The 17,833-nt window shown below is 68.0% G+C and carries 18 protein-coding genes; 15 read left to right on the top strand and 3 right to left on the bottom strand.

Features of this window, described 5'->3' with window-relative positions; genetic code table 11:
• Positions 1–2: 2 nt before the first annotated feature.
• The 12 genes from PS060_RS03130 (at position 3) to PS060_RS03075 (ending at position 12,627) form a co-directional block, all read left to right on the top strand.
• Entirely contained in the window at positions 3–821 is an 819-nt protein-coding gene (locus tag PS060_RS03130) for an ABC transporter permease (RefSeq protein WP_273985390.1), read from the top strand.
• Positions 818–2,236, top strand: coding sequence for an ABC transporter ATP-binding protein (locus PS060_RS17005; RefSeq protein WP_337960232.1), 1,419 nt, complete (start codon positions 818–820; stop codon positions 2,234–2,236). The genes PS060_RS03130 and PS060_RS17005 overlap by 4 nt, the downstream gene beginning before the upstream one ends.
• Positions 2,233–3,132: an FkbM family methyltransferase gene (locus tag PS060_RS03120; RefSeq protein WP_273985389.1), complete on the top strand. Its 900-nt coding sequence runs from the start codon at positions 2,233–2,235 to the stop codon at positions 3,130–3,132. Before PS060_RS17005 ends, PS060_RS03120 begins: the two co-directional genes overlap by 4 nt.
• Positions 3,129–3,791, top strand: a complete 663-nt coding sequence (locus PS060_RS03115) for a hypothetical protein (protein ID WP_273985388.1) — start codon at positions 3,129–3,131, stop codon at positions 3,789–3,791. Before PS060_RS03120 ends, PS060_RS03115 begins: the two co-directional genes overlap by 4 nt.
• Positions 3,788–6,031: a glycosyltransferase gene (locus tag PS060_RS03110; RefSeq protein WP_273985387.1), complete on the top strand. Its 2,244-nt coding sequence runs from the start codon at positions 3,788–3,790 to the stop codon at positions 6,029–6,031. Before PS060_RS03115 ends, PS060_RS03110 begins: the two co-directional genes overlap by 4 nt.
• On the top strand, positions 6,024–6,413 hold the full coding sequence (locus PS060_RS03105; protein WP_273985386.1) for a hypothetical protein: 390 nt from the start codon (positions 6,024–6,026) through the stop codon (positions 6,411–6,413). The genes PS060_RS03110 and PS060_RS03105 overlap by 8 nt, the downstream gene beginning before the upstream one ends.
• 9 nt (positions 6,414–6,422) lie before the next feature.
• Positions 6,423–7,292 (top strand): FkbM family methyltransferase, encoded by an 870-nt coding sequence (locus PS060_RS03100; RefSeq protein ID WP_273985385.1) that lies wholly within the window; start codon positions 6,423–6,425, stop codon positions 7,290–7,292.
• The gene (locus tag PS060_RS03095) at positions 7,289–8,119 is read left to right on the top strand and encodes a Stf0 family sulfotransferase (RefSeq protein WP_273985384.1); all 831 of its coding nucleotides are present in this window, start codon (positions 7,289–7,291) and stop codon (positions 8,117–8,119) included. The genes PS060_RS03100 and PS060_RS03095 overlap by 4 nt, the downstream gene beginning before the upstream one ends.
• A 30-nt stretch (positions 8,120–8,149) precedes the next feature.
• Positions 8,150–9,517: a glycosyltransferase family 4 protein gene (locus tag PS060_RS03090; RefSeq protein WP_273985383.1), complete on the top strand. Its 1,368-nt coding sequence runs from the start codon at positions 8,150–8,152 to the stop codon at positions 9,515–9,517.
• The gene (locus tag PS060_RS03085; protein ID WP_273985382.1) at positions 9,514–10,698 is read left to right on the top strand and encodes a polysaccharide biosynthesis/export family protein; all 1,185 of its coding nucleotides are present in this window, start codon (positions 9,514–9,516) and stop codon (positions 10,696–10,698) included. The genes PS060_RS03090 and PS060_RS03085 overlap by 4 nt, the downstream gene beginning before the upstream one ends.
• Positions 10,699–10,790: 92 nt before the next feature.
• Positions 10,791–11,936, top strand: coding sequence for a GGDEF domain-containing protein (locus tag PS060_RS03080; protein WP_273985381.1), 1,146 nt, complete (start codon positions 10,791–10,793; stop codon positions 11,934–11,936).
• Between the two features lie 130 nt (positions 11,937–12,066).
• The gene (locus PS060_RS03075; protein WP_273985380.1) at positions 12,067–12,627 is read left to right on the top strand and encodes a hypothetical protein; all 561 of its coding nucleotides are present in this window, start codon (positions 12,067–12,069) and stop codon (positions 12,625–12,627) included.
• 9 nt (positions 12,628–12,636) lie between these two features.
• On the opposite strand, the gene PS060_RS03070 is transcribed toward PS060_RS03075, so the two are convergent.
• Entirely contained in the window at positions 12,637–14,157 is a 1,521-nt protein-coding gene (locus PS060_RS03070) for a replicative DNA helicase (protein WP_273985378.1), read from the bottom strand.
• Positions 14,158–14,294: 137 nt separating this feature from the next.
• Between PS060_RS03070 and PS060_RS03065 the strand changes: the two genes are divergently transcribed.
• Genes PS060_RS03065 through PS060_RS03055 form a run of 3 tightly spaced genes read left to right on the top strand, consistent with a single transcriptional unit; the run spans position 14,295 to position 15,976 of the window.
• Positions 14,295–14,828, top strand: coding sequence for a UPF0262 family protein (locus tag PS060_RS03065; protein WP_273985377.1), 534 nt, complete (start codon positions 14,295–14,297; stop codon positions 14,826–14,828).
• 3 nt (positions 14,829–14,831) lie between these two features.
• The gene (locus tag PS060_RS03060; RefSeq protein ID WP_273985375.1) at positions 14,832–15,554 is read left to right on the top strand and encodes a glycoside hydrolase family 25 protein; all 723 of its coding nucleotides are present in this window, start codon (positions 14,832–14,834) and stop codon (positions 15,552–15,554) included.
• Entirely contained in the window at positions 15,551–15,976 is a 426-nt protein-coding gene (locus PS060_RS03055; RefSeq protein ID WP_273985374.1) for a cytidine deaminase, read from the top strand. Before PS060_RS03060 ends, PS060_RS03055 begins: the two co-directional genes overlap by 4 nt.
• A 22-nt stretch (positions 15,977–15,998) precedes the next feature.
• On the opposite strand, the gene PS060_RS03050 is transcribed toward PS060_RS03055, so the two are convergent.
• Complete coding sequence (locus PS060_RS03050) at positions 15,999–17,138, bottom strand: M14 family metallopeptidase (protein ID WP_273985373.1); 1,140 nt, start codon at positions 17,136–17,138, stop codon at positions 15,999–16,001.
• Complete coding sequence (locus PS060_RS03045) at positions 17,135–17,770, bottom strand: hypothetical protein (protein ID WP_273985372.1); 636 nt, start codon at positions 17,768–17,770, stop codon at positions 17,135–17,137. Before PS060_RS03045 ends, PS060_RS03050 begins: the two co-directional genes overlap by 4 nt.
• Between the last annotated feature and the right edge of the window lie 63 nt (positions 17,771–17,833).

Here is a 17,833-nt window from a genome sequence, read left to right as displayed (position 1 = left end):
GCATGGCCGAAGCCGCCCCCCTCCCGCCGCCGCCGCCTGTTCCCGCTCTGGCCGCCAGCCTCGCCGTGCATCGCCGGGTGCTGGGCGCCTTGCTGGTGCGCGAGCTGCTGACCCGCTACGGGCGGCACAATATCGGCTTCCTGTGGCTGTTCGTCGAACCGATGCTGTTCACGCTCGGGGTGACGGCGCTGTGGACCGCGACCAAGGCGGTCCACGGCAGCGACCTGCCGATCGTCGCCTTTGCGCTGACGGGCTATTCCAGCGTGCTCTTGTGGCGCAATATGCCGGGGCGCTGCATCGGCGCGCTGATGGCCAATCTGGCGCTGCTCTATCACCGCAATGTCCGGGTGCTGGACATCTATCTGGCGCGGGTGCTGATCGAATTCGCCGGGGCGACGATCTCGTTCATGGTGCTGGGCAGCCTGTTCATCCTGGGCGGCTGGCTGACCCCGCCCGAAGATGTGCTGATGGTGATTGCGGGCTGGCTGCTGATCGCGTGGTTCGGCGCGGCGCTGGCGATCCTGCTGGGTGCCTTGAGCCACGAGTTTGAGCTGGTCGACAAGCTGTGGCACCCGGCCTCCTACCTGCTGTTCCCGCTTTCGGGCGCGGCGTTCCTCGTCAGCGGGCTGCCCAAGCAGGCGCAGGATATCGTGCTGCTGCTGCCGATGGTGCACGGGGTGGAGATGATCCGCGAGGGCTTTTTCGGCTCGCGGGTGGCGACGGTGTTCTCGGCCGGTTACGCGCTGACCGGTGCAGGGGTGCTGAGCCTTGCCGCGCTGATCGCGGTGCGCTGGACGGCGCGGCGGGCGGTGCCCGAATGATCGTCGCCGACCGCATCGCCAAGACCTACCGCACCCGCAGCGGCCCGCGCCGGGTGCTCGATGATGTCAGCTTTACCCTCACCATGGGCGAAAGGCTGGGCGTGCTGGGGCGCAACGGGGCGGGCAAATCGACCTTGATCCGGCTGGTCGGCGGGGCGGAGCAGCCCTCCGCCGGGCGGATCACGCGGGGCATGTCAGTATCATGGCCGCTGGCCTTTGGCGGTGCGTTCCAGCCCGCGCTGACCGGGGCCGACAATGTCCGCTTCATCAGCCGCCTCTATGCGCAGGATCCTGACGCGAACCTCGCCTTTGTCGAAAGCTTCGCCGAGCTGGGGGCATATCTGCGCGAACCGGTGCGGCACTATTCCTCGGGGATGCGGGCAAGGCTGGCCTTTGCGATTTCGATGATCATCGAGTTCGACTGCTTCCTGATCGACGAGATCGCCGCGGTCGGCGACGCGCGGTTTCACGAGCGCTGCAATTACGAGTTGTTCGACAAGCGCGGCGAGCGGGCCATGATGATCATCTCGCACGATCCGGGCTACCTGCGCGATCACTGCAACCGCTGGGCAGTGCTGGATGGCGGGCGGCTGACCGACTTTGCCGATTTCGACGAAGCGCAGGATCATTTTCTCGCGCGGATGGCGGCGGGGGCGGATGATGTCGCCAGTCCGGCCGCGCCGCTGTCCTTCGCCCGGCGGCTCGCCGCGATTGAGGCGCTGCGCCGGGTCGCCCATGCCGATGCGGCCTTCATGGCGCTGGTGCGCGCCGGGGATGCCGCGCGCGATGCGCATGACTGGGCCGCGGCCGAGCGCGACTATGCCGCTGCGCTGACGCTCCACCCGCATGAACGCAGCTATTGGGCGCAGCTTGGCCATGTGCTGCGCGAACAGGGCAAGGCCGCCTGCGCCGAAATCGCCTATCGCACTGCGGCAGCCTATGGCGAGCCTGTGCGCGCGCTCGCGCCGTTCGTGGCAGCGGTTGCCGTCGAGGGCGAAGCGGCAACCATCGCCGCGCCCGACAATGGCCCGACCGCGCAGCAGCCCCCCGGCTTCCCCGATCTCGCGCTGCTCGCCGCCGCGCTCCATGGCACCGCGCGTCTCGATGCGGCTGACGCGCTTGAATGGATGCGCGGCGAACAAACCCTTGTCGAGGTCTTCACTGCGTTGGCCGCGCGCGCCGATGCGTCACCATCTGCCCTGCCTCCTGCGATCGCGCTGGTGCCGGGCGAGGACGCGCCGCTGCGCGGTGGCTGGCGGGATGATCTTGCCCGGCTGATGGGTGCCGATGCGCGCGTGATGGCCGATGCCTTGGAGCAAGGCGCGCCCGTGCTGGCGGCGCTCGACGCAGCAGGGGCCGCCAGCGGCTGGCCGATCCTCACCACCCCCACCACGCCGGAGCCCGCCCCCGCATGAGCAATTTGCGCCGCATCCTCCTCGATCAGCCGCGCCCGGTGGCCGAGGCCCATTTCATCGAACGCACCCGCAGCCAGTATCTCGGGCGCGGCACCCTGCTGTGTCAGGTGCTGGGCGGGCTGAAGCTCTTCGCGCTTGGCGATGATGTCGGCTTCACGCCGCACATGCTGTTCGAAGGCTATTGGGAATATTGGCTCACCCGCCACTTCGCCGCCGCGATTCGTCCGGGCGACACGGTGATCGATATCGGCGCGAACCTTGGCTACTACACGCTGCTCGCGGCCGATCTGGTGGGGCCGGGCGGGCGGGTTGTGGCGGTTGAACCCAATCCGGAGGTTTTTCGCTGCCTTGCCGCCAGCATCCAGGTCAATGGTTTTGCCCCCCGTGCCGAGGCGCGCCAGATCGCTCTGGCCGCCCCTGGAGAGCACGGCGCACGCCCCTTTTTCGTGCCCACAGGTGAGCCCAAGAACGGCCGCCTGCTGCTGCCGGGGGAGGATTCCGCCTTCCTCGCAAGGCACGGCAGCGTCAGTCAGGTGCCGCTCGGCCAGCTTTATCCCGATGATTTTCAACGGGTTGATTTCATCAAGATCGACGTCGAGGGCGCGGAGCTCGCGGTGTTGGAAAGCCTGCACCCGATCCTCGCCCGGTTCCGGCCCAAGGTGGTGTGCGAGGTCAACTTCGCGCGCGGTTATGGCTGGGACGATGTCGCGCGCGCCTTCGGCACCGAGGCGCTCGCCTTCCTCGACTTCGACAGCACCGTAAAGCCCCTTACTCGCGCGATGGCCGAAACCCGGCAATGCGGGGAGGACTGGCTGGTGTGCGTCGACCTTGCGCTTGCGCACCCCGGCCCAGCACCCGCGACGCACCCTGAGGCTGACCGAGGAGTTCCGGCATGAAGCCTGCCCGAGAGATGTTCGCGCTCAGCGCCCCGCGTCGCCGCCCGGCGCGGATCGATGAACCCACCAGCCCGCGCCGCGCGCCGCCTGCGCTGTCCTTCGCCAGCCGCGAGGCGCTGCTCGATAGCGCGCAGGCCGCCGCATTGGCCGATCCCGCCTTCTGCGCCTTGATCGCCGAGGGCGATGCCCTGCGCGACGCGGGCGACTGGAAGCCTGCCGCCGATGCCTATGGCGCGGCGCTGAAGCTCTATCCCTATGAGGCGAGCTACTGGACGCAGCTCGCGCATATGCTGAAGGAGCAGGGCTATTTCGCGCTGGCCGAAATCGCCTATCGCACCGCCGCTGCCTTTGGCGCACCACCGCAGGACGTGCGCCCGCATTTCGCCTTCGTGATGGAACGGCAGGGCACGGATCCCGGGCGCTGGCCGCTGCGCTTCCGCGAGCCTGCGGCGCTGCACCGGCAGGCGCCCGGACGCCCCGATCTGCTGGCTCTGGCGCGGTTATTCTGGGACGCGCAGGATGTCGCCGATGACGAACAGCTCGCCCTGCTGCGCAGCTGCGGCACGCTGGATGAACTCGCCGCCGCGATGATCGCCGATGGTCGGTTCGAGAAGGTCAACCGCGTCTGGCTGGAACTCCTGCGGGAGGATGAGCTGTGAGCCGCTTCCTGCCTGATGCCGCCTCGCCCCCGGTGTCGGTGGTGATCAACACCCTGAACCGCGCCGATCTGCTCGACGATGCGATCACCGGGGTGATGCAGCTGGATTACCCCGCCTTCGAACTGGTGGTGGTGAACGGCCCGTCGACCGACCATTCGGAAGAGGTGCTGGCCCGCTGGCAGGGGCGGATCAAGCACCTGCGCTGCGCCGAGGCGAACCTTTCGGTGTCGCGCAATGTCGGGATCGCCGCCGCGTCGGGGGATATCGTCGCCTTCCTCGATGACGATGCCGTGCCGCACCCCCTGTGGCTGCGCTATCTCGCCAAGGCCTTTGCCGATCCGGCAGTGGGCGGGGCGGGGGGCTTCACGGTCGATAACACCGGCCAGCGCTGGCAGGTGCGCAAGACGGTGTGCGACCGCTTCGGCAATGCCTATTTCCCGCCCGACAGCTTTGACGAGCGGGTGTTCAACTGGCCCGGCACGCCGCTCTATCCCAGCCTGCTCGGCACCAATTCGAGCTTCCGGCGCGATGCGCTGGCGGCGATCGGCGGGTTCGATCACACCTTCGCCTATCTGCTCGACGAGACCGATGTGTGCCTGCGGCTGGTCGATGCCGGGTGGAGTGTGGTCTATGAACCGGCCGCGCTGATCTTCCACCAGTTCGCCGCCAGCCACATCCGGTCGAGCACGCGCAAGGCCAAGACGCTTTACCCGTCGGTCGTCAGCAAGACCTATTTCATCAACCACCATGGCCGGGCCGAGGGCTATGGCAAGGTTGCGCAGGCCTTGCAGGATTATTGCGAGGAACTGCGCCGCGCCAACGCCTGGCTGGAGGAACATGGCGAGATTTCGCCGCATCACCGCCAGGCGCTCGACAGCGATGTCGAGGCCGGAACCGAAGCGGGGATGGAAGCCGTCAGCCGCGCCCGGCTGGAAGGCAAGCGGTGCGGCGATCTGGCTGCGCATGGCGCGCTTGAGGCAGGCGCCTTCCTGCCTTCCTCTCAGCCCCCGCCCTTGCGCGTCGCACTGGTCAGCCAAGGCCTGCCCCCGGATAACGAGGCCGGGATCGCGCGCTGGACGATGCTGCTGGCCGAAGGGCTGCGTGATCAGGGCGTGGCGGTGCATATCATCACCCGCGCCAAGGACTTGCCCAGCCGCCGCTTTGTGGGCGGCATCTGGTATCACTCCATCGCCGCCGCACCCGACGAGGCCGAGGCGCTGGCGGCCGCCTATCAGGTGCCGCGCGCCGGGGTTGCCGAATGGATGGCCGCGGTGATGCGCGAGATCGCCTTTCTCAAGACCTTCGGGCTCGATCTCGTGTCCTTCCCGATCTGGGATCTGGAGGCGCTGCCGGTGCTTGACGATCCCGAGGTCGCGACAGTGCTGAGCCTGCACACCTCCTACCGCCTCGCCCGACCGTTCAAGCCGGAATGGAGCGCGCGGGTGATCTATGGCCGCAGCTTTGTCGAACCGATGATCGCCGCCGAAACGCGCGCGCTGCGCCAGGCGCCGCACATCCTCGCCAATAGTCAGGCGGTGATCGGCCAGATCGAGGACGAATATGCCGTCACGCTGGATGGGCGGGCGCAGATCGTTCCGCATGGAACGCCCGATATCCTCGCAAGACTGGGCATGGCACTGGAGGACAAGCTGGCGCGGCTGAAGCGCGGCGATCCTTTGCGGGTGCTGTTCGCGGGCCGGTTCGAACCGCGCAAGGGGCATGATCTCGCGTTCAGAGTGGCCGCCCGCTTCAAGAGTGACGGGAGGCTGCGCTTCGAATTTGTCGGCGCGCTGCCCGATGCCGCGCTCACCGCGCAGATCGCCGAGGATTTCGGGCGTGAGAACCGCCTCGTCTTTCATGGCGAGGTCGAACGCGGCACGCTCGAAGCGCTCTATGCCGCTGCCGATGTGGTGCTGATGCCAAGCCGGTTTGAAAGCTTCGGCCTTGTCGCGATCGAGGCGATGTCGGCGGCCACTCCGGTGCTGGCGCTGGCCTCGGGCGGGCTGGCCGAAGTGGTCGAGGATGGCGTGTCGGGCTTTCTGTTTGCGGGCGAGGAGGCCTTCGTCGCCGGTGCCGCCGCAAGGCTGTCGGCGCTTGCGACCGACCGGGCAGGCCTCGCGGCGCTGGCGGCGAGCAGCCATGCCGCGTTCCAGGCGCGATTCTCGGACGAGGTGATGGCCCGCGATGTGGCGCAATTCTACCGCGCGATCATCGCCAAGCGGGGAGGCGTGGATGTGTGAGCGTGACGGGTTGATGCTGGCAGCCATGCTCGCTGGCGTGCCGATTGCGGCAGAGGAGGCGGGTCGCCTTGCCGCACAGCTGGGCGAACCGCGCGAGGTGTTGCCGCATCTGCTGCTGCTGCGCGGCGGCTTTGCCGATTGGCCCGCCACCCGCGCGGCCTTCTCGCAAGCGTCGCGCGCGGTGATCCGTCCGCGCGTGCTGGCACCTCAGGCCGCCGGAGCCGGTGCACTGCCAGCGGTGCGCGAGGGCTGCCGGGCCGCCGGATTGCGGCTGCTCGCCCCTGGTGATGTGGAAGACAACTGGGCCGCTGACACCATGATCGCACTGCGCCCGCGTCTCTCGCGCCGCCCGCAACCCAATGATTTCATTGCGACGAGTTGATCTATGGATATGCCCCAGCACACGCTTTTGCAGGATCAGATCACGGCCCTGACCCAGCGGCTTGACGAAATGACGCGGCTGGTGCGGGAAACCCGCCAGCTGGTCGGGCCGTTCGCCGTGCCGTTTCCCGATGGCTCGCTGCTGACCCAGACGATCCACGGGATCAAATATTTCATCGACCCGCATGATCTGATCATCGCCCCGCAGATGGTGGTCTATCGCCAGTGGGAGGCGGACATCTCGCACCTGTTCCGCAGCCTGTGCCGCCCCGATTCGGTGGTGGTCGATGTGGGCGCGAATTTCGGCTATTTCTCGGTTCTCGCCGCCAATCTGATCGGCACGGGCGGGGGCGGACAGGTGATCGCGGTCGAGCCGAACCCCAAGCTGTGCGACCTGCTGCGCCGGAACCGCGACATCAACTGGTCGATCGCGCCGCTCACCCTGCACGACATCGCGCTGGGCGAGGCCGAGGCGGAGCTGCTCTTGCATATCCCGCGCGAACGCGGCGCCAATGCGAGCCTGTCCGCGCCCGAGGGGCTGGCCTGTGACACGATCACGGTCAAGGTCCGCCCGCTCGATGCGGTCTTGCCGCCGGGGTTGGCGGTCGATCTGATGAAGATCGATGTCGAGGGCCATGAGGCAACCGTGCTGCGCGGCGCGCGCGAGGTGATTGCGCGCAGCCCCGATCTGCACCTCATCCTCGAATGGTCGCCGCGCCAGATGCAGGCCGCCGGGATCGCGCCGCGCGATGTGCTGGCGCTGCTCGAAGGCTTCACCCCGCACCGTATCGTGCTGGGCGCGGGGCCGCTCGATCATCCGGAAACGACCGAATGGCTGATGGCGCAGGACTATACCGATGTCCTGCTGGTGCGGCGATGAGCGGACGGGCTGCTGTGCGCCCCGCGCTGCGTGCGGTTGAGCAGCTTGCGCCCGATGCGGTGGCGAAGGCGGTTCCTGCACCGTCGCGCCCCCTCAACTCCCGCGTGCAGATCATGCGCAAGGCGCTCGCCGCCGCCGGGGTGGAGCGCACCGTCCTGCTTGCGAGCACCTTCCGGTCTGGCAGCACCTATGTGGCTGAACTGCTGCGCCAGAACGGGATCGTCGGCCTCAGCCTCGAAAAGTTCAACATGATCTGGGAGAGCGCGCCTGCCCCTGATGCCGCGTTCCGCAAGGCGGTGGCAGCGATCGGGGCGACGCAGGAGGACGGACTGCTCGCGGCCAAGATCATGTGGCCGCACCGCAACGATCTGGCGCGCTGCCTGCGGCTTGAGCGGGCCGATAGCGCGGTGCTGGCGGGCTGCTTTCCCGATGCCAGGTGGTTATGGGTCAAGCGGCGCGACAAGGTGCGCCAGGCGATCAGCTTCTGGCGCGCGCGGCGATCGGGCCGCTGGCACGTCTTCGACAGGAGTGACGAGCCGCGCATCGCCTATGATTATGACGAGATCCGCGAATGCTATCGCGAGATGGTGACGCATGATGTCGCGTGGGAGGACTTCTTCGCCGAGGCCGGGATCGTGCCGCACCTGATCGAATACGAGGATTTCAGCGCCAACCTCGCGGTGCAACTGCGCAAGGCGCTGCGGTTTCTTGAGGTGCAGCCGGTCGGCCGCAAGCTCGCGACCGAGGTGCGACTGAAGAAGCAGCGCGACGCTTTCACCGAGGAAATCCGCGAGAGGTTCATGGCGGATTGCTACCGCTATGGTTGAAGCTGGTGCCACCTTTCCGGGTGTCTCGGCATGAGCGCGGTGCTGATCGATGCCTACAACATCGTCCGCCCACACGGGACGGGGGTGGCGACCTATGGCCGCAACCTCGCCCGCGCGGCGGCGGGGCTGGGGCATGAGGTCGGGTTGCTGTTCGCTGCTCGCACGGGTCGCGGCGGCGATCCGCTGCTCCACGAAATCGCGCTGGCCGAAGGCGAGGAAGGCGCAGGCGCCGCAGCGCGCAAGCCGGGGCTGGCGGGGCAGGTGGCGCTGGCCGCGCGCGGGGTGCTGGCCGGGCGGCGGATCGAGGAAATCGCGCTGTCGGGCGAAGTGATCCTGCCGCCGGGCCTGTCGGTGCCGGGGGCGCGATACTGGAATGCCGCCCAGCTTTATGGCCTCGCCCATGGCGCGTTCCGCCTGAGCGGGCGGCTGACCCGCATCACCGCCCCGCGCGCCGATCTGGCGCATTGGACCTACCCCCTGCCGATCGCCGCGCGCGGGGCCGCCAATGTCTACACGCTGCACGATCTGGTGCCGCTGCGCCTGCCGCACACCACCGCCGATCGCAAGCGCACCTACCTTGCCCTGATGCGCCGCATCGTGCGCGAGGCCGATCATATCCTCACCGTCTCCGATCATTCGCGCGCCGACATCATCCGCATCCTCGGGGTGGAGGAGGGGCGCGTGACCAATCTCTACCAGTCGACCGATATCGCCGCGCTGATGGCGGGCGTTCCCGAAGCGCAGATCGCGCGCGAGGTCGAAGGCCTGCTGGGCGCGCCTATGCGCGGCTATTATCTGTTCTTCGGCGCGATCGAGCCCAAGAAGAACGTCGCCCGCCTGATCGAGGCGCATCTCGCCAGCGGTTCGCCGCACCCGCTGGTGATCGTCGGCGCGCCCGGCTGGGGCAGCGCGCGCGATGTGGCGCTGATCGAGCAGCTGGCCAAGCTGGACGGCGGGCAGCGCATCCGCTGGCTCGGCTATCTCCCGCGCCAGACCTTGGCGACGGTGATTGCGGGGGCAAGGGGCGTGCTGTTCCCCTCGCTCTACGAAGGTTTCGGCCTGCCGGTGCTGGAGGCGATGGCGCTCGGCACGCCGGTGGTGACCAGCAATACCTCGTCGCTGCCCGAGGTCGCGGGGGAGGCGGCGCTGCTGATCGACCCGCTTGATACGCGGGCGCTGGCGCAGGCGATCCAGTCGCTCGACGGTGATGACGCGGCGGTGGCGCAGCTTTCGCGCGCGGGGCTGGTGCAGGCCGAAAGGTTCAGCGCGGCAGCCTATCGCGCGCGGCTGGCGGGGTTCTATGCCGGATTGCTCGGCACTGCGCCGCCGCCGTCCCGCTCGGTCGCCGTCACGGGGGATGATGCCCCCGCCCCTGCTCCGACGGCGAGGGCGGCATGAGCGTGCCTCTTCCCCTGCACGCCCTGCTTGCCGCCACGCTTGCCGCGCTGCTGGCGGGCTGCACGTCGCTTGGTGCGGCGGGGCCATCGGCGGGGCAGATCACCCGGATCGAAGGGCAGGACTATGCCGGCGGGCAGATCGCGCTGATCCCGCTCGATCCCGCCAGCCGCAGCCGGGTGGCGGCCTATGAAAGCTCGCTCGGCCTTGCAGCGCAGCTCGGCGATGGTGGGGCGGGGGCGTGGCTGATCGGGCCGGGCGACACGCTGGAGATCGCCTTGTGGGAAGCGCCGCCCGCCGTGCTGTTCGGCAGCGGCGGGGTGATCCCGGGGCTCGATGCCGGGGCGCAGAACCGCGCCGTGGTGAGCCAGGTGGTCGATGCGGGCGGCACCATCACCGTGCCCTTCGCCGGGCCGATTGCGGTGGGGGGGCGCACGCCTGCCGAGGTCGAACGCGCGATCATCGCCCGGCTCAGGGGCCGCGCCAATGATCCGCAGGCGAGCGTGCGGCTGGCGCTCAACGATTCGCGCAATGTCACCGTGCTGGGCGAGGTCGCTGCCAGCAGGCGGGTGCCGCTCGGGCCGCGCGGAGAGCGGCTGCTCGATATCCTCGCCAGCGCCGGAGGGCCGCGCGCGCCGGTGCATCAGACCACCGTCAAGGTCAGCCGCGCTGGCACCTCGGCGACGATGCCGCTGGAAGCGATCATCGCCGATCCGGCGCAGAACATCCGCATGAAGCCCGAGGACGTGGTGACCGTGCTGCACCAGCCCTACAGCTTCATCGCGATGGGCGCGCTGGCCCGCAGCGCCGAAATCCCCTTCGAAGGGCGCGGCATATCGCTGGCGCAGGCGCTGGCCCGCGTGGGAGGCTTGCGCGACGACAAGGCGAGCATCCGCGGCGTCTTCATCTTCCGGCTCGAAGACCCGGCCGCGCTCGACCCGGCCCAGCGCGCCGCCACGCCGCTGACCGGAGACGGGCGGGTGCCGGTGGTCTACCGGCTCGACCTGTCGGACGCGCGCGGGTTCTTTGTCGCGCAGGATTTCCGCATCCGGGATCAGGACGTGATCTATGTCTCGACCGCGCCGGGGGCCGAGCTGCGCGAATTCCTTGCCACCGTCACCAGCCTCGCCTTCTCCGCCATCGCGATCGGCAATGTCGTGGCGCAGGACGGGGGCGGGAATTAGCCGCAGGGCGAGGCGCGCCATTTCTTGCCGTTAGCTTGCCGGCTCCCTTGCGGTTAACCCGGATTTTACCACAGCGATTTACCCCCTCGGGAATGAGAGGGGACATCGCCAGCCTGCGCCAGCGGATCATGCCGCCGATCCCGGAGGCGATCCGCGACGACTTCACCGTGCTGCGCGCCCGGCGGGTCGAGACCCAGAGCACCGTCATGTATCTGATGCTGCTCGCCACCACGCCGACGGCGGCCTGGGCGGGGGCGGCCGATCTTCACTGGGGGATCCGATACGGGATGCCCGCGCTGCTCGCCGTGCTGTGCGTGCTTGGCCTGATCGAGAACCGGATCAGCCGTCGCCGCCACCTGAGCCTGCGCCGCGCGCAGTTGATGGTGGGCAAGACCGCCAGCGTTTCGGGCTGGGTGGGGGTGATGTGCAGCACGTGGGCGGTGATCAACTGGTTCGCCTCCCCGCCCGAAACCCATGCCGCCTTCGCCATGATCATCGCGATGGGATCGCTGGCGACCGCCTATTGCCTGTCCTCGATCCGTTTCGCCGCGATCCTCAATCTGGTGATCGGGGTGGTGCCGATTGCGGCGCTGATGCTGCTGTCCGGGCGCCCGGCGGAGGTGGCTGCTGCGACCAGCCTGCTGCTCGCCACGCTGATCCTCGTGCGGTTCATCCTGCAAGGCCATGCGATGCTGGTCGACCTGCTGCAATTGCAGCACCAGACGCGCGACCTTGCGCATACCGATCCGCTCACCGGCCTTGCCAACCGCCGCGCGCTCGACGGGCGGATCGCCGGTCTGCTGCGCAAGGGGACAGATGCGTCGGGGTTCAAACTCGCGCTGCTCGATCTCGACGGGTTCAAGCCCGTCAACGACCGCTATGGCCATGCCTTCGGCGACAAGCTGCTGTGCAGCGTGGCCGAGCGGCTGCACGGATGCATCGGGGAGGATGGCCTCGTGGTGCGCCAGGGGGGCGATGAATTCGCGGTGCTGATCCCGCCGCACTCGCCGCTCTGCGATGCCCCGCTGGCCGAGCGCCTGCTGATCGCACTGGTGCGGCCGCACATGATCGAGGGCGTGCCGGTCCATGTCGGCGCGAGCGTGGGCGTGGCGCAATGGCCCGCCGACGGCGCGGATGCCGAAGCCCTGTTCCAACACGCCGACCGCGCGCTCTATCAGGCCAAGGCCGAGGCAGGCGGATCCCGGCATACAGTGGAACAGAGCGCGTTGAGCGCCTGAGGCTACGAACCGGTCTTCCAAGCGGTCTCCGGTGCTTCAGCCTGTCGCTCCGGCAAGAAATTATCGTTGTTTGGCAGCGGGCTGTCTGCGATGATCGGTCGCACGACGCACATTCAAAAGGGAGCAAGTCATGATCGCCAGCCTGATCGCCAGCCTGTTGATGACGAGCCCCGCAGTCCTTCCCGCCCCGTGCCCGGCTGAGCCGCGATCAGGCAATGGCTTCACCCTTGGCGTGTGCGATGATTGGCTGGAAGGTGCGCCCGCCTATGCCGCAACCTTCAGCGCCAGCCTGACGCCGTTCCCTGCGGCCCAGCAGGTGATCATCTTCCGTTACAAAGGCGGCTGGCGGATGGCGATGGCCGGTTATCACCGGACCGCCGACGGGGCGATGGAGACGCGGCGCAAGGAAGTCGAGATTTCCGCCGGCGAGGCCGAGACGATCGCGCGTCTGGTAGATCAGGCCGCGCTGCAACGCCTCGCGGCGCTGCCCTATTATGGTTCGGACAACCGGATCTGCATGGACGGGGCGAACCTGCGGATCGAGACGGCCGCAGGCGGACAGCGCATGGAAGCGAGCCAGCATAGCTGTGCCGGAAAGACCGAGATCAACACCGTCGCCGCCGCCTTCCGCGATCTCGCGCTGAAGCATGACCGCGACATGAGCGATCACCTTGACGGCCTCAGGAATTAGGCCCGCCGGCTACTCGTACCCGTAATCCGAATAGTCCTTGTAATTGGGCGAAGTGAACTTGGTGATGTCGCTCTGGAAGTGGAGCGGCACGTTGCCGGTCGAGCCGTGGCGCTGCTTCGCCACGATCAGCGTCGCGCGGCCCACGAGGCCTTCGAACTTCTCTTCCCACAGGCGATATTTCTCCTGCACGTCCGGCGGGCTGCTCGCGTCGGGCGTGTCGGGCTTGACCAGCAGGTGGTAATAATCGCCGCGGAAGATGAACCACACCATGTCCGCGTCCTGCTCGATCGAGCCGGACTCGCGCAGGTCTGACAGCTGCGGCCGCTTGTCCTCGCGGCTTTCGACCGCGCGGCTGAGCTGCGACAGGGCGATCACCGGAACCTGCAATTCCTTCGCCAGCGTCTTGAGGCCTCGGCTGATCTCGGAGATTTCGTTCACGCGGTTGTCGTTGGCGCGGCCCGAACCTTGCAGCAGCTGCAGGTAGTCGACGATGATGAGGCCGATGTCATGCCGCCGCTTCATCCGCCGCGCGCGGGTGCGCAGCGCGGCGATGGTGAGCGCAGGCGTATCGTCGATATAAAGCGGCAGTTCGGCAAGCCGCTGGCTGGCGTAGGACAGCTTCTGGAAGTCTTCGCGGCTGAGTTTACCGCTGCGCAGCGCTTCCGAGGAAATCTCGGCCTGTTCGGCGAGGATACGCGTCGCCAGCTGGTCGGCGCTCATTTCGAGGCTGAAGAAGGCGACCGGCGCGCCATAGTTGAACTCGCCTCCGTCACGTTGCCATTCGAGGTGTTTCTCGGCGCAGTTGAAGGCGATGTTGGTGGCCAGCGAGGTCTTGCCCATCCCCGGACGCCCGGCGAGGATGATGAGGTCGGAATTGTGGAGGCCCGAGGTCTTCTGGTCGATCGTGGCAAGCCCGGTGGTCTTGCCCGACAGGCCGCCGCCCGAATTCATCGCCGCTTCGGCGAGCTTGATCGCGTGCATCGCCGCTTCGCGGAAGGTCGATGCCTCGCGGCCTGTCGCTGCGCCCTCGGCGACCTTGAACAGATCGGCCTCGGCCTGCGCGATGCGATCCATCGGCGAGGTGTCTTGCGAGGTGTCGAGCGCGCCCTCGACCAGCCCGCGGCCCACGCTCACCAGCTCGCGCAGCAGGGCAAGGTCGTAAATCTGCTGCGCCAGTTCCCGCGGGGCGAGCAGGCCTGCGCCGCTGGCGGTCAATTGGGCGAGATAGGACGTGCCGCCCAGCTCGCGCAGCGCCTCGTCCGCTTCGAAATAGGGGCGCAGCGTGACGGGCGAGGCGGTGGCGTTGCGTTCCAGCAACGCGAGGATGCGGATGTAGATTCGTTCGTGCAGCGGCTCGAAGAAGTGCTCGGGCCGAATCGGCACCTGCAATTCCTCCAGCACCCGGTTGTCGATCAGCACCGCCCCCAGAAACGCGGCCTCGGCCTCGAGATTGGCGGGCAGCTTGCGTGCCACCACGTCGCCCTCGGCGGCTTGCGGTTTGATCGGAGTCACTTTTTCGGGTTCGGCCATGGCGGCCTGATGCGCTTCGGCAGGGGCTCAGTGCAAGGCCGAAAGGCAGCAATATTTATTTCTCACGCTGTGGATAGTGGGGAGAGCGTGTTGAAGTGCTTGAAGTGCGTGCCCTGCATCTGCGAAGGCAGCACATCATGGCCGACACGCCGCCCGATTCCCTGCCGCCTTCTCCCGCGCCCGGTGCTGCGGGTGCGCAGCGCATTGCCCAGGTCACCCTCGATGAGGCGACGATCCTGTGGCGCAATGCCGATGTCGAGCAGGAACGCCGCGTTGCGATCTATGACCTGATCGAGGAAAACACCTTCAAGCCGCTGCGCAGCGCCGAGCGCGGGGCGCCGGGGCCCTATCACCTGCACCTGTCTGTCACCGACGGGCGGCTGGTGATGGATATATCGGGCACCGACGGCCAGCTGCTGGAGACGCTGCTGATCGGCATGGCGCGTTTTCGGCGTCCGATCCGCGAGTATTTCGCGATCTGTGACAGCTATTATCAGGCGATCCGCAAGGCGACCCCGGCCGAGATCGAGACGATCGACATGGCACGGCGCGGCATCCACAACAATGCGGCGGAACTGCTGCTGGAGCGGCTGGAAGGCAAGGTCGATACCGATTTCGCCACCGCGCGGCGGCTGTTCACGCTGATCTGCGTGCTCCACATCAAGGGCTGAGGCATGGCACGCGGGCGCAAGTCGGGGGCGCGCCGGGCGTCGCGGCGCTGGTTGCTGCGGCTGGCGGCGGTGGTGGTGCTGGTGGGCCTCGCCTTTGCCGCCTGGCTGTGGTGGGATATGCGCAGCTGGCACCCGGACGAGGCCGCCTATCCCGAACAGGGCGCGCTGGTGCCCGCGGGCGGGGGCGAGGTGCGTTTTGCGACCCTGAAAGCGATCGGTGCGCGGTTTGTCTATCTGCCGCTGGTGGGCGGCCCGGCGCCGGGCGCACCTGGCGGGTTTGCCGATCGCTTCGCCGCAGCGCGCGCGGCGGGCTTGCAGGTCGGCGTGGTGCTCGATTTCGACCCCTGCGCCGGGGCCGACGCGCAGAGCGGGATGTTCGCGCAGATGGTGCCGCGCGATGCCAAGCTGCTGCCGCCCGCGATCAGCCTCGCCCGGCTGGCGGACGGGTGCGACCCCAAGGTCAGCGATGCCGCGGCGGAAAGCGAGCTGATGACGCTGATCAACCAGATCGAGATTCACGCCGGCAAGCCTGCGATCCTCAAATTGTCGCCCGCGTTTCAGGCGCGGCACAACACCGCCAATGCGCTCGCCCGCGACCTGTGGCTGGCGCGGGATCGGGCGCGGCCGGACTATGCGGGCCGCCCGTGGCTGCTATGGAGCGCCAACTCGGCGCGTGTGACCGAGGCGAGCGCGGAGCCGGTCGAATGGGTGGTGGTGCAGAAATGAGCCTTTCGGACGCGCAAGAAACGGCACTGATCGCTGCCGCCTATTCTGCGGCCGAAAACGCCTACGCGCCCTATTCCGACTACCCCGTGGGCGCGGCGCTGCTGTTCGATGACGGCGCGGTGATCACCGGCTGCAATGTCGAGAACGCCAGCTACGGCCTTGCCCTGTGTGCAGAGACGGTCGCGATCGCCAAGGCGATGGGCGAAGGGCGGCGCGGCGGATTGGTCGCCGTTGCGGTGGTGGGCCTCAAGGCCGACCGCGAGCCGATCACCCCCTGCGGCCGCTGCCGTCAGGTGCTGAACGAAGTCGCGGCCCTTGGCGCGACCGACCCGCTGGTGCTGTGCGTCAGCAAGGACGACGTGCGGCGGGTGACGCTGTCAGCCCTGCTGCCGCACGCCTTCGGGCCCGCGCACCTCGGCTAGGCATCTGGGTCAGGCGGGGCGCTCAGGCGCCTTTGGCCTCCAGCCACTCCACCAGAGCCGCGAGGCACTCACGGCCCAGCAGCTTGCAGCGTTCCGGGCTCCAGCCCTGTTCGGGCTCGGGGAAGTCCGCGAGATCCTTGTAGGGCATCTCCAGCGTCATCGCGACCGCGCCGAAGCGTTCGGCGAGCTGGTTGGTGCTCATGGTGAGGTTCGCGCGGCCCGGTGAGGCCTTGGGATAGCCGAGCTTCGTCTGGAAATCGGGCGTGCGGCGGTCGAGGATCGCCTGATAGCGGTAGAAGCCCTCGCCCTGTTCTTCCTTCCACGAAGGAATGCCCTCGAACCCGGCAAGGAACACCGCCGGAATCGCCTCGTCGGCGTGGACGTCCATCGCGAAATCGACCCCGGTTTCGTCCATCCGGTTACGGATCGCGAGCACTTCGGGCGAGCGTTCGGGGGTGGGATCGGCCCATTCGCGGTTGAGGTTGGTGCCAACCGCATTGGTTCGTAGATGCCCGCGCCGCGAACCATCGGGGTTGCAATTCGGCACGATATGCAGGCGACACTTCTTGCGCAGCGCCCGCGCGACCGGATCGGCGGGATCGGTCAGGCATTCCAATGCGCCCTCCATCCACCACTCCGCCTGTGTCTCGCCCGGATGCTGGCGGGCATAGAGCCAGACCTGCGTATCGCCTTCGCCCATCTCCAGACAGTCGATCGGTTGGCCATCCAATGTGGTGCCGAGCCGCACGTAATCCACGCCCTCCGAGGAAGCCGCCTCGGCGATCAGATCGTGGTGCCGCTCCATCGAATAGGGCGCGAAATAGGCGCACCAGAACACGCCCGATGCGGGGAGGTAACGCACGGTCAGCGTGCCGCCGTCCTCGTCCTTGTCATAGGTGCTCGCCGCGCGCGCCCAATAGGCGCGGTCTTCGCTGACGCAGGCGTCGTAATCCGGCCAGCCACCCGGATAGGCGCTCGCGCCAAGGCCGGTCAGCTTCAGCACCACTTCCTCGCCCGCAGGCGCGCTGACGCGGAAGTGGAACCACTGGAAGAACTCGGACGCGTTGTCGCGCCGGATCGCCAGCCGGGCGGTGTTCCCGGCGATTCCGAGCACGTCGATATTGCCGCTGTCAAAGCCAGCGTCGATGAAAATTGCGGTCATTTGGTTCCCTGAAGCTTCTTGGCTGAGATCGTCACGACCTCGCCATTGCCACCGGGGAAGTCCTTGAACAACCCGGCGGCGAGCGTGCGGGCGCTGGTTGAGACCTGAGAATAGGGCGATTTGACGCCGGTGGCGATCTGCGCGCGGCCTTCCCACAGGGTTTCGCCCCCCGTGCGGGCGATGCGCACCGAGAGTTCGGTCAGCGCGGCCGGGCCTTCGCGCCCGCCGCCAAGGTTGATCCCGACCCCGAGGCCGAGCCCGCTTCCGAAGCTGCCGGTCGATCCGCCGATCCCGACATTGACCGGGCCGGGGCGGTCGACCGGGGCAGCGGCGATGGGGTTGCGGGTGCTGCGCACTGTCGCGGTCTGGCTGGCGGGCGTGCCTTCGGGGACGACGGTGTAGCCGAGCCGCGTCAATTCGGCGGTGACCGATGCGGCAACCGCGCTGCGGGCGGCTTCGTTGCGCACCTCGTCGGGGAAGACAATGGCGATGGTGCCCTGGCCCAACTCGCTTGTGGAAGGGGCGACAAAGCGGGTGATCTCGACCGGCCCGGTGTAGGGGGCGGAGGCGCAGGCCGACAGGGTCAGAGCAGATGCGGCGGCGAGCGGAGCAAGCAGGCGGGGGGAAGGCATGGGGCGGGGTTCCTTTCGTCCATCGCCGCTTATAAGGCGGCGCCTTGATGTTTTCTAAGCGGA

Origin of the sequence: Erythrobacter sp. BLCC-B19 (genome assembly GCF_028621955.1) — a bacterium.
Classification (GTDB): domain Bacteria; phylum Pseudomonadota; class Alphaproteobacteria; order Sphingomonadales; family Sphingomonadaceae; genus Erythrobacter.
Note: the sequence above shows the minus strand (reverse complement) of the source record. Positions and strands in the feature narration are given on the sequence as shown.

Excerpts from the sequence above, each read along its gene's own strand:
- PS060_RS03130 (WP_273985390.1), top strand. The coding sequence starts at position 3 with ATGGCCGAAGCCGCCCCCCTCCCGCCGCCGCCGCCTGTTCCCGCTCTG.
- PS060_RS17005 (WP_337960232.1), top strand. The coding sequence starts at position 818 with ATGATCGTCGCCGACCGCATCGCCAAGACCTACCGCACCCGCAGCGGC.
- PS060_RS03120 (WP_273985389.1), top strand. The coding sequence starts at position 2,233 with ATGAGCAATTTGCGCCGCATCCTCCTCGATCAGCCGCGCCCGGTGGCC.
- PS060_RS03115 (WP_273985388.1), top strand. The coding sequence starts at position 3,129 with ATGAAGCCTGCCCGAGAGATGTTCGCGCTCAGCGCCCCGCGTCGCCGC.
- PS060_RS03105 (WP_273985386.1), top strand. The coding sequence starts at position 6,024 with ATGTGTGAGCGTGACGGGTTGATGCTGGCAGCCATGCTCGCTGGCGTG.
- PS060_RS03100 (WP_273985385.1), top strand. The coding sequence starts at position 6,423 with ATGCCCCAGCACACGCTTTTGCAGGATCAGATCACGGCCCTGACCCAG.
- PS060_RS03095 (WP_273985384.1), top strand. The coding sequence starts at position 7,289 with ATGAGCGGACGGGCTGCTGTGCGCCCCGCGCTGCGTGCGGTTGAGCAG.
- PS060_RS03090 (WP_273985383.1), top strand. The coding sequence starts at position 8,150 with ATGAGCGCGGTGCTGATCGATGCCTACAACATCGTCCGCCCACACGGG.
- PS060_RS03085 (WP_273985382.1), top strand. The coding sequence starts at position 9,514 with ATGAGCGTGCCTCTTCCCCTGCACGCCCTGCTTGCCGCCACGCTTGCC.
- PS060_RS03080 (WP_273985381.1), top strand. The coding sequence starts at position 10,791 with ATGAGAGGGGACATCGCCAGCCTGCGCCAGCGGATCATGCCGCCGATC.
- PS060_RS03075 (WP_273985380.1), top strand. The coding sequence starts at position 12,067 with ATGATCGCCAGCCTGATCGCCAGCCTGTTGATGACGAGCCCCGCAGTC.
- PS060_RS03070 (WP_273985378.1), bottom strand. The coding sequence starts at position 14,157 with ATGGCCGAACCCGAAAAAGTGACTCCGATCAAACCGCAAGCCGCCGAG.
- PS060_RS03065 (WP_273985377.1), top strand. The coding sequence starts at position 14,295 with ATGGCCGACACGCCGCCCGATTCCCTGCCGCCTTCTCCCGCGCCCGGT.
- PS060_RS03060 (WP_273985375.1), top strand. The coding sequence starts at position 14,832 with ATGGCACGCGGGCGCAAGTCGGGGGCGCGCCGGGCGTCGCGGCGCTGG.
- PS060_RS03055 (WP_273985374.1), top strand. The coding sequence starts at position 15,551 with ATGAGCCTTTCGGACGCGCAAGAAACGGCACTGATCGCTGCCGCCTAT.
- PS060_RS03050 (WP_273985373.1), bottom strand. The coding sequence starts at position 17,138 with ATGACCGCAATTTTCATCGACGCTGGCTTTGACAGCGGCAATATCGAC.
- PS060_RS03045 (WP_273985372.1), bottom strand. The coding sequence starts at position 17,770 with ATGCCTTCCCCCCGCCTGCTTGCTCCGCTCGCCGCCGCATCTGCTCTG.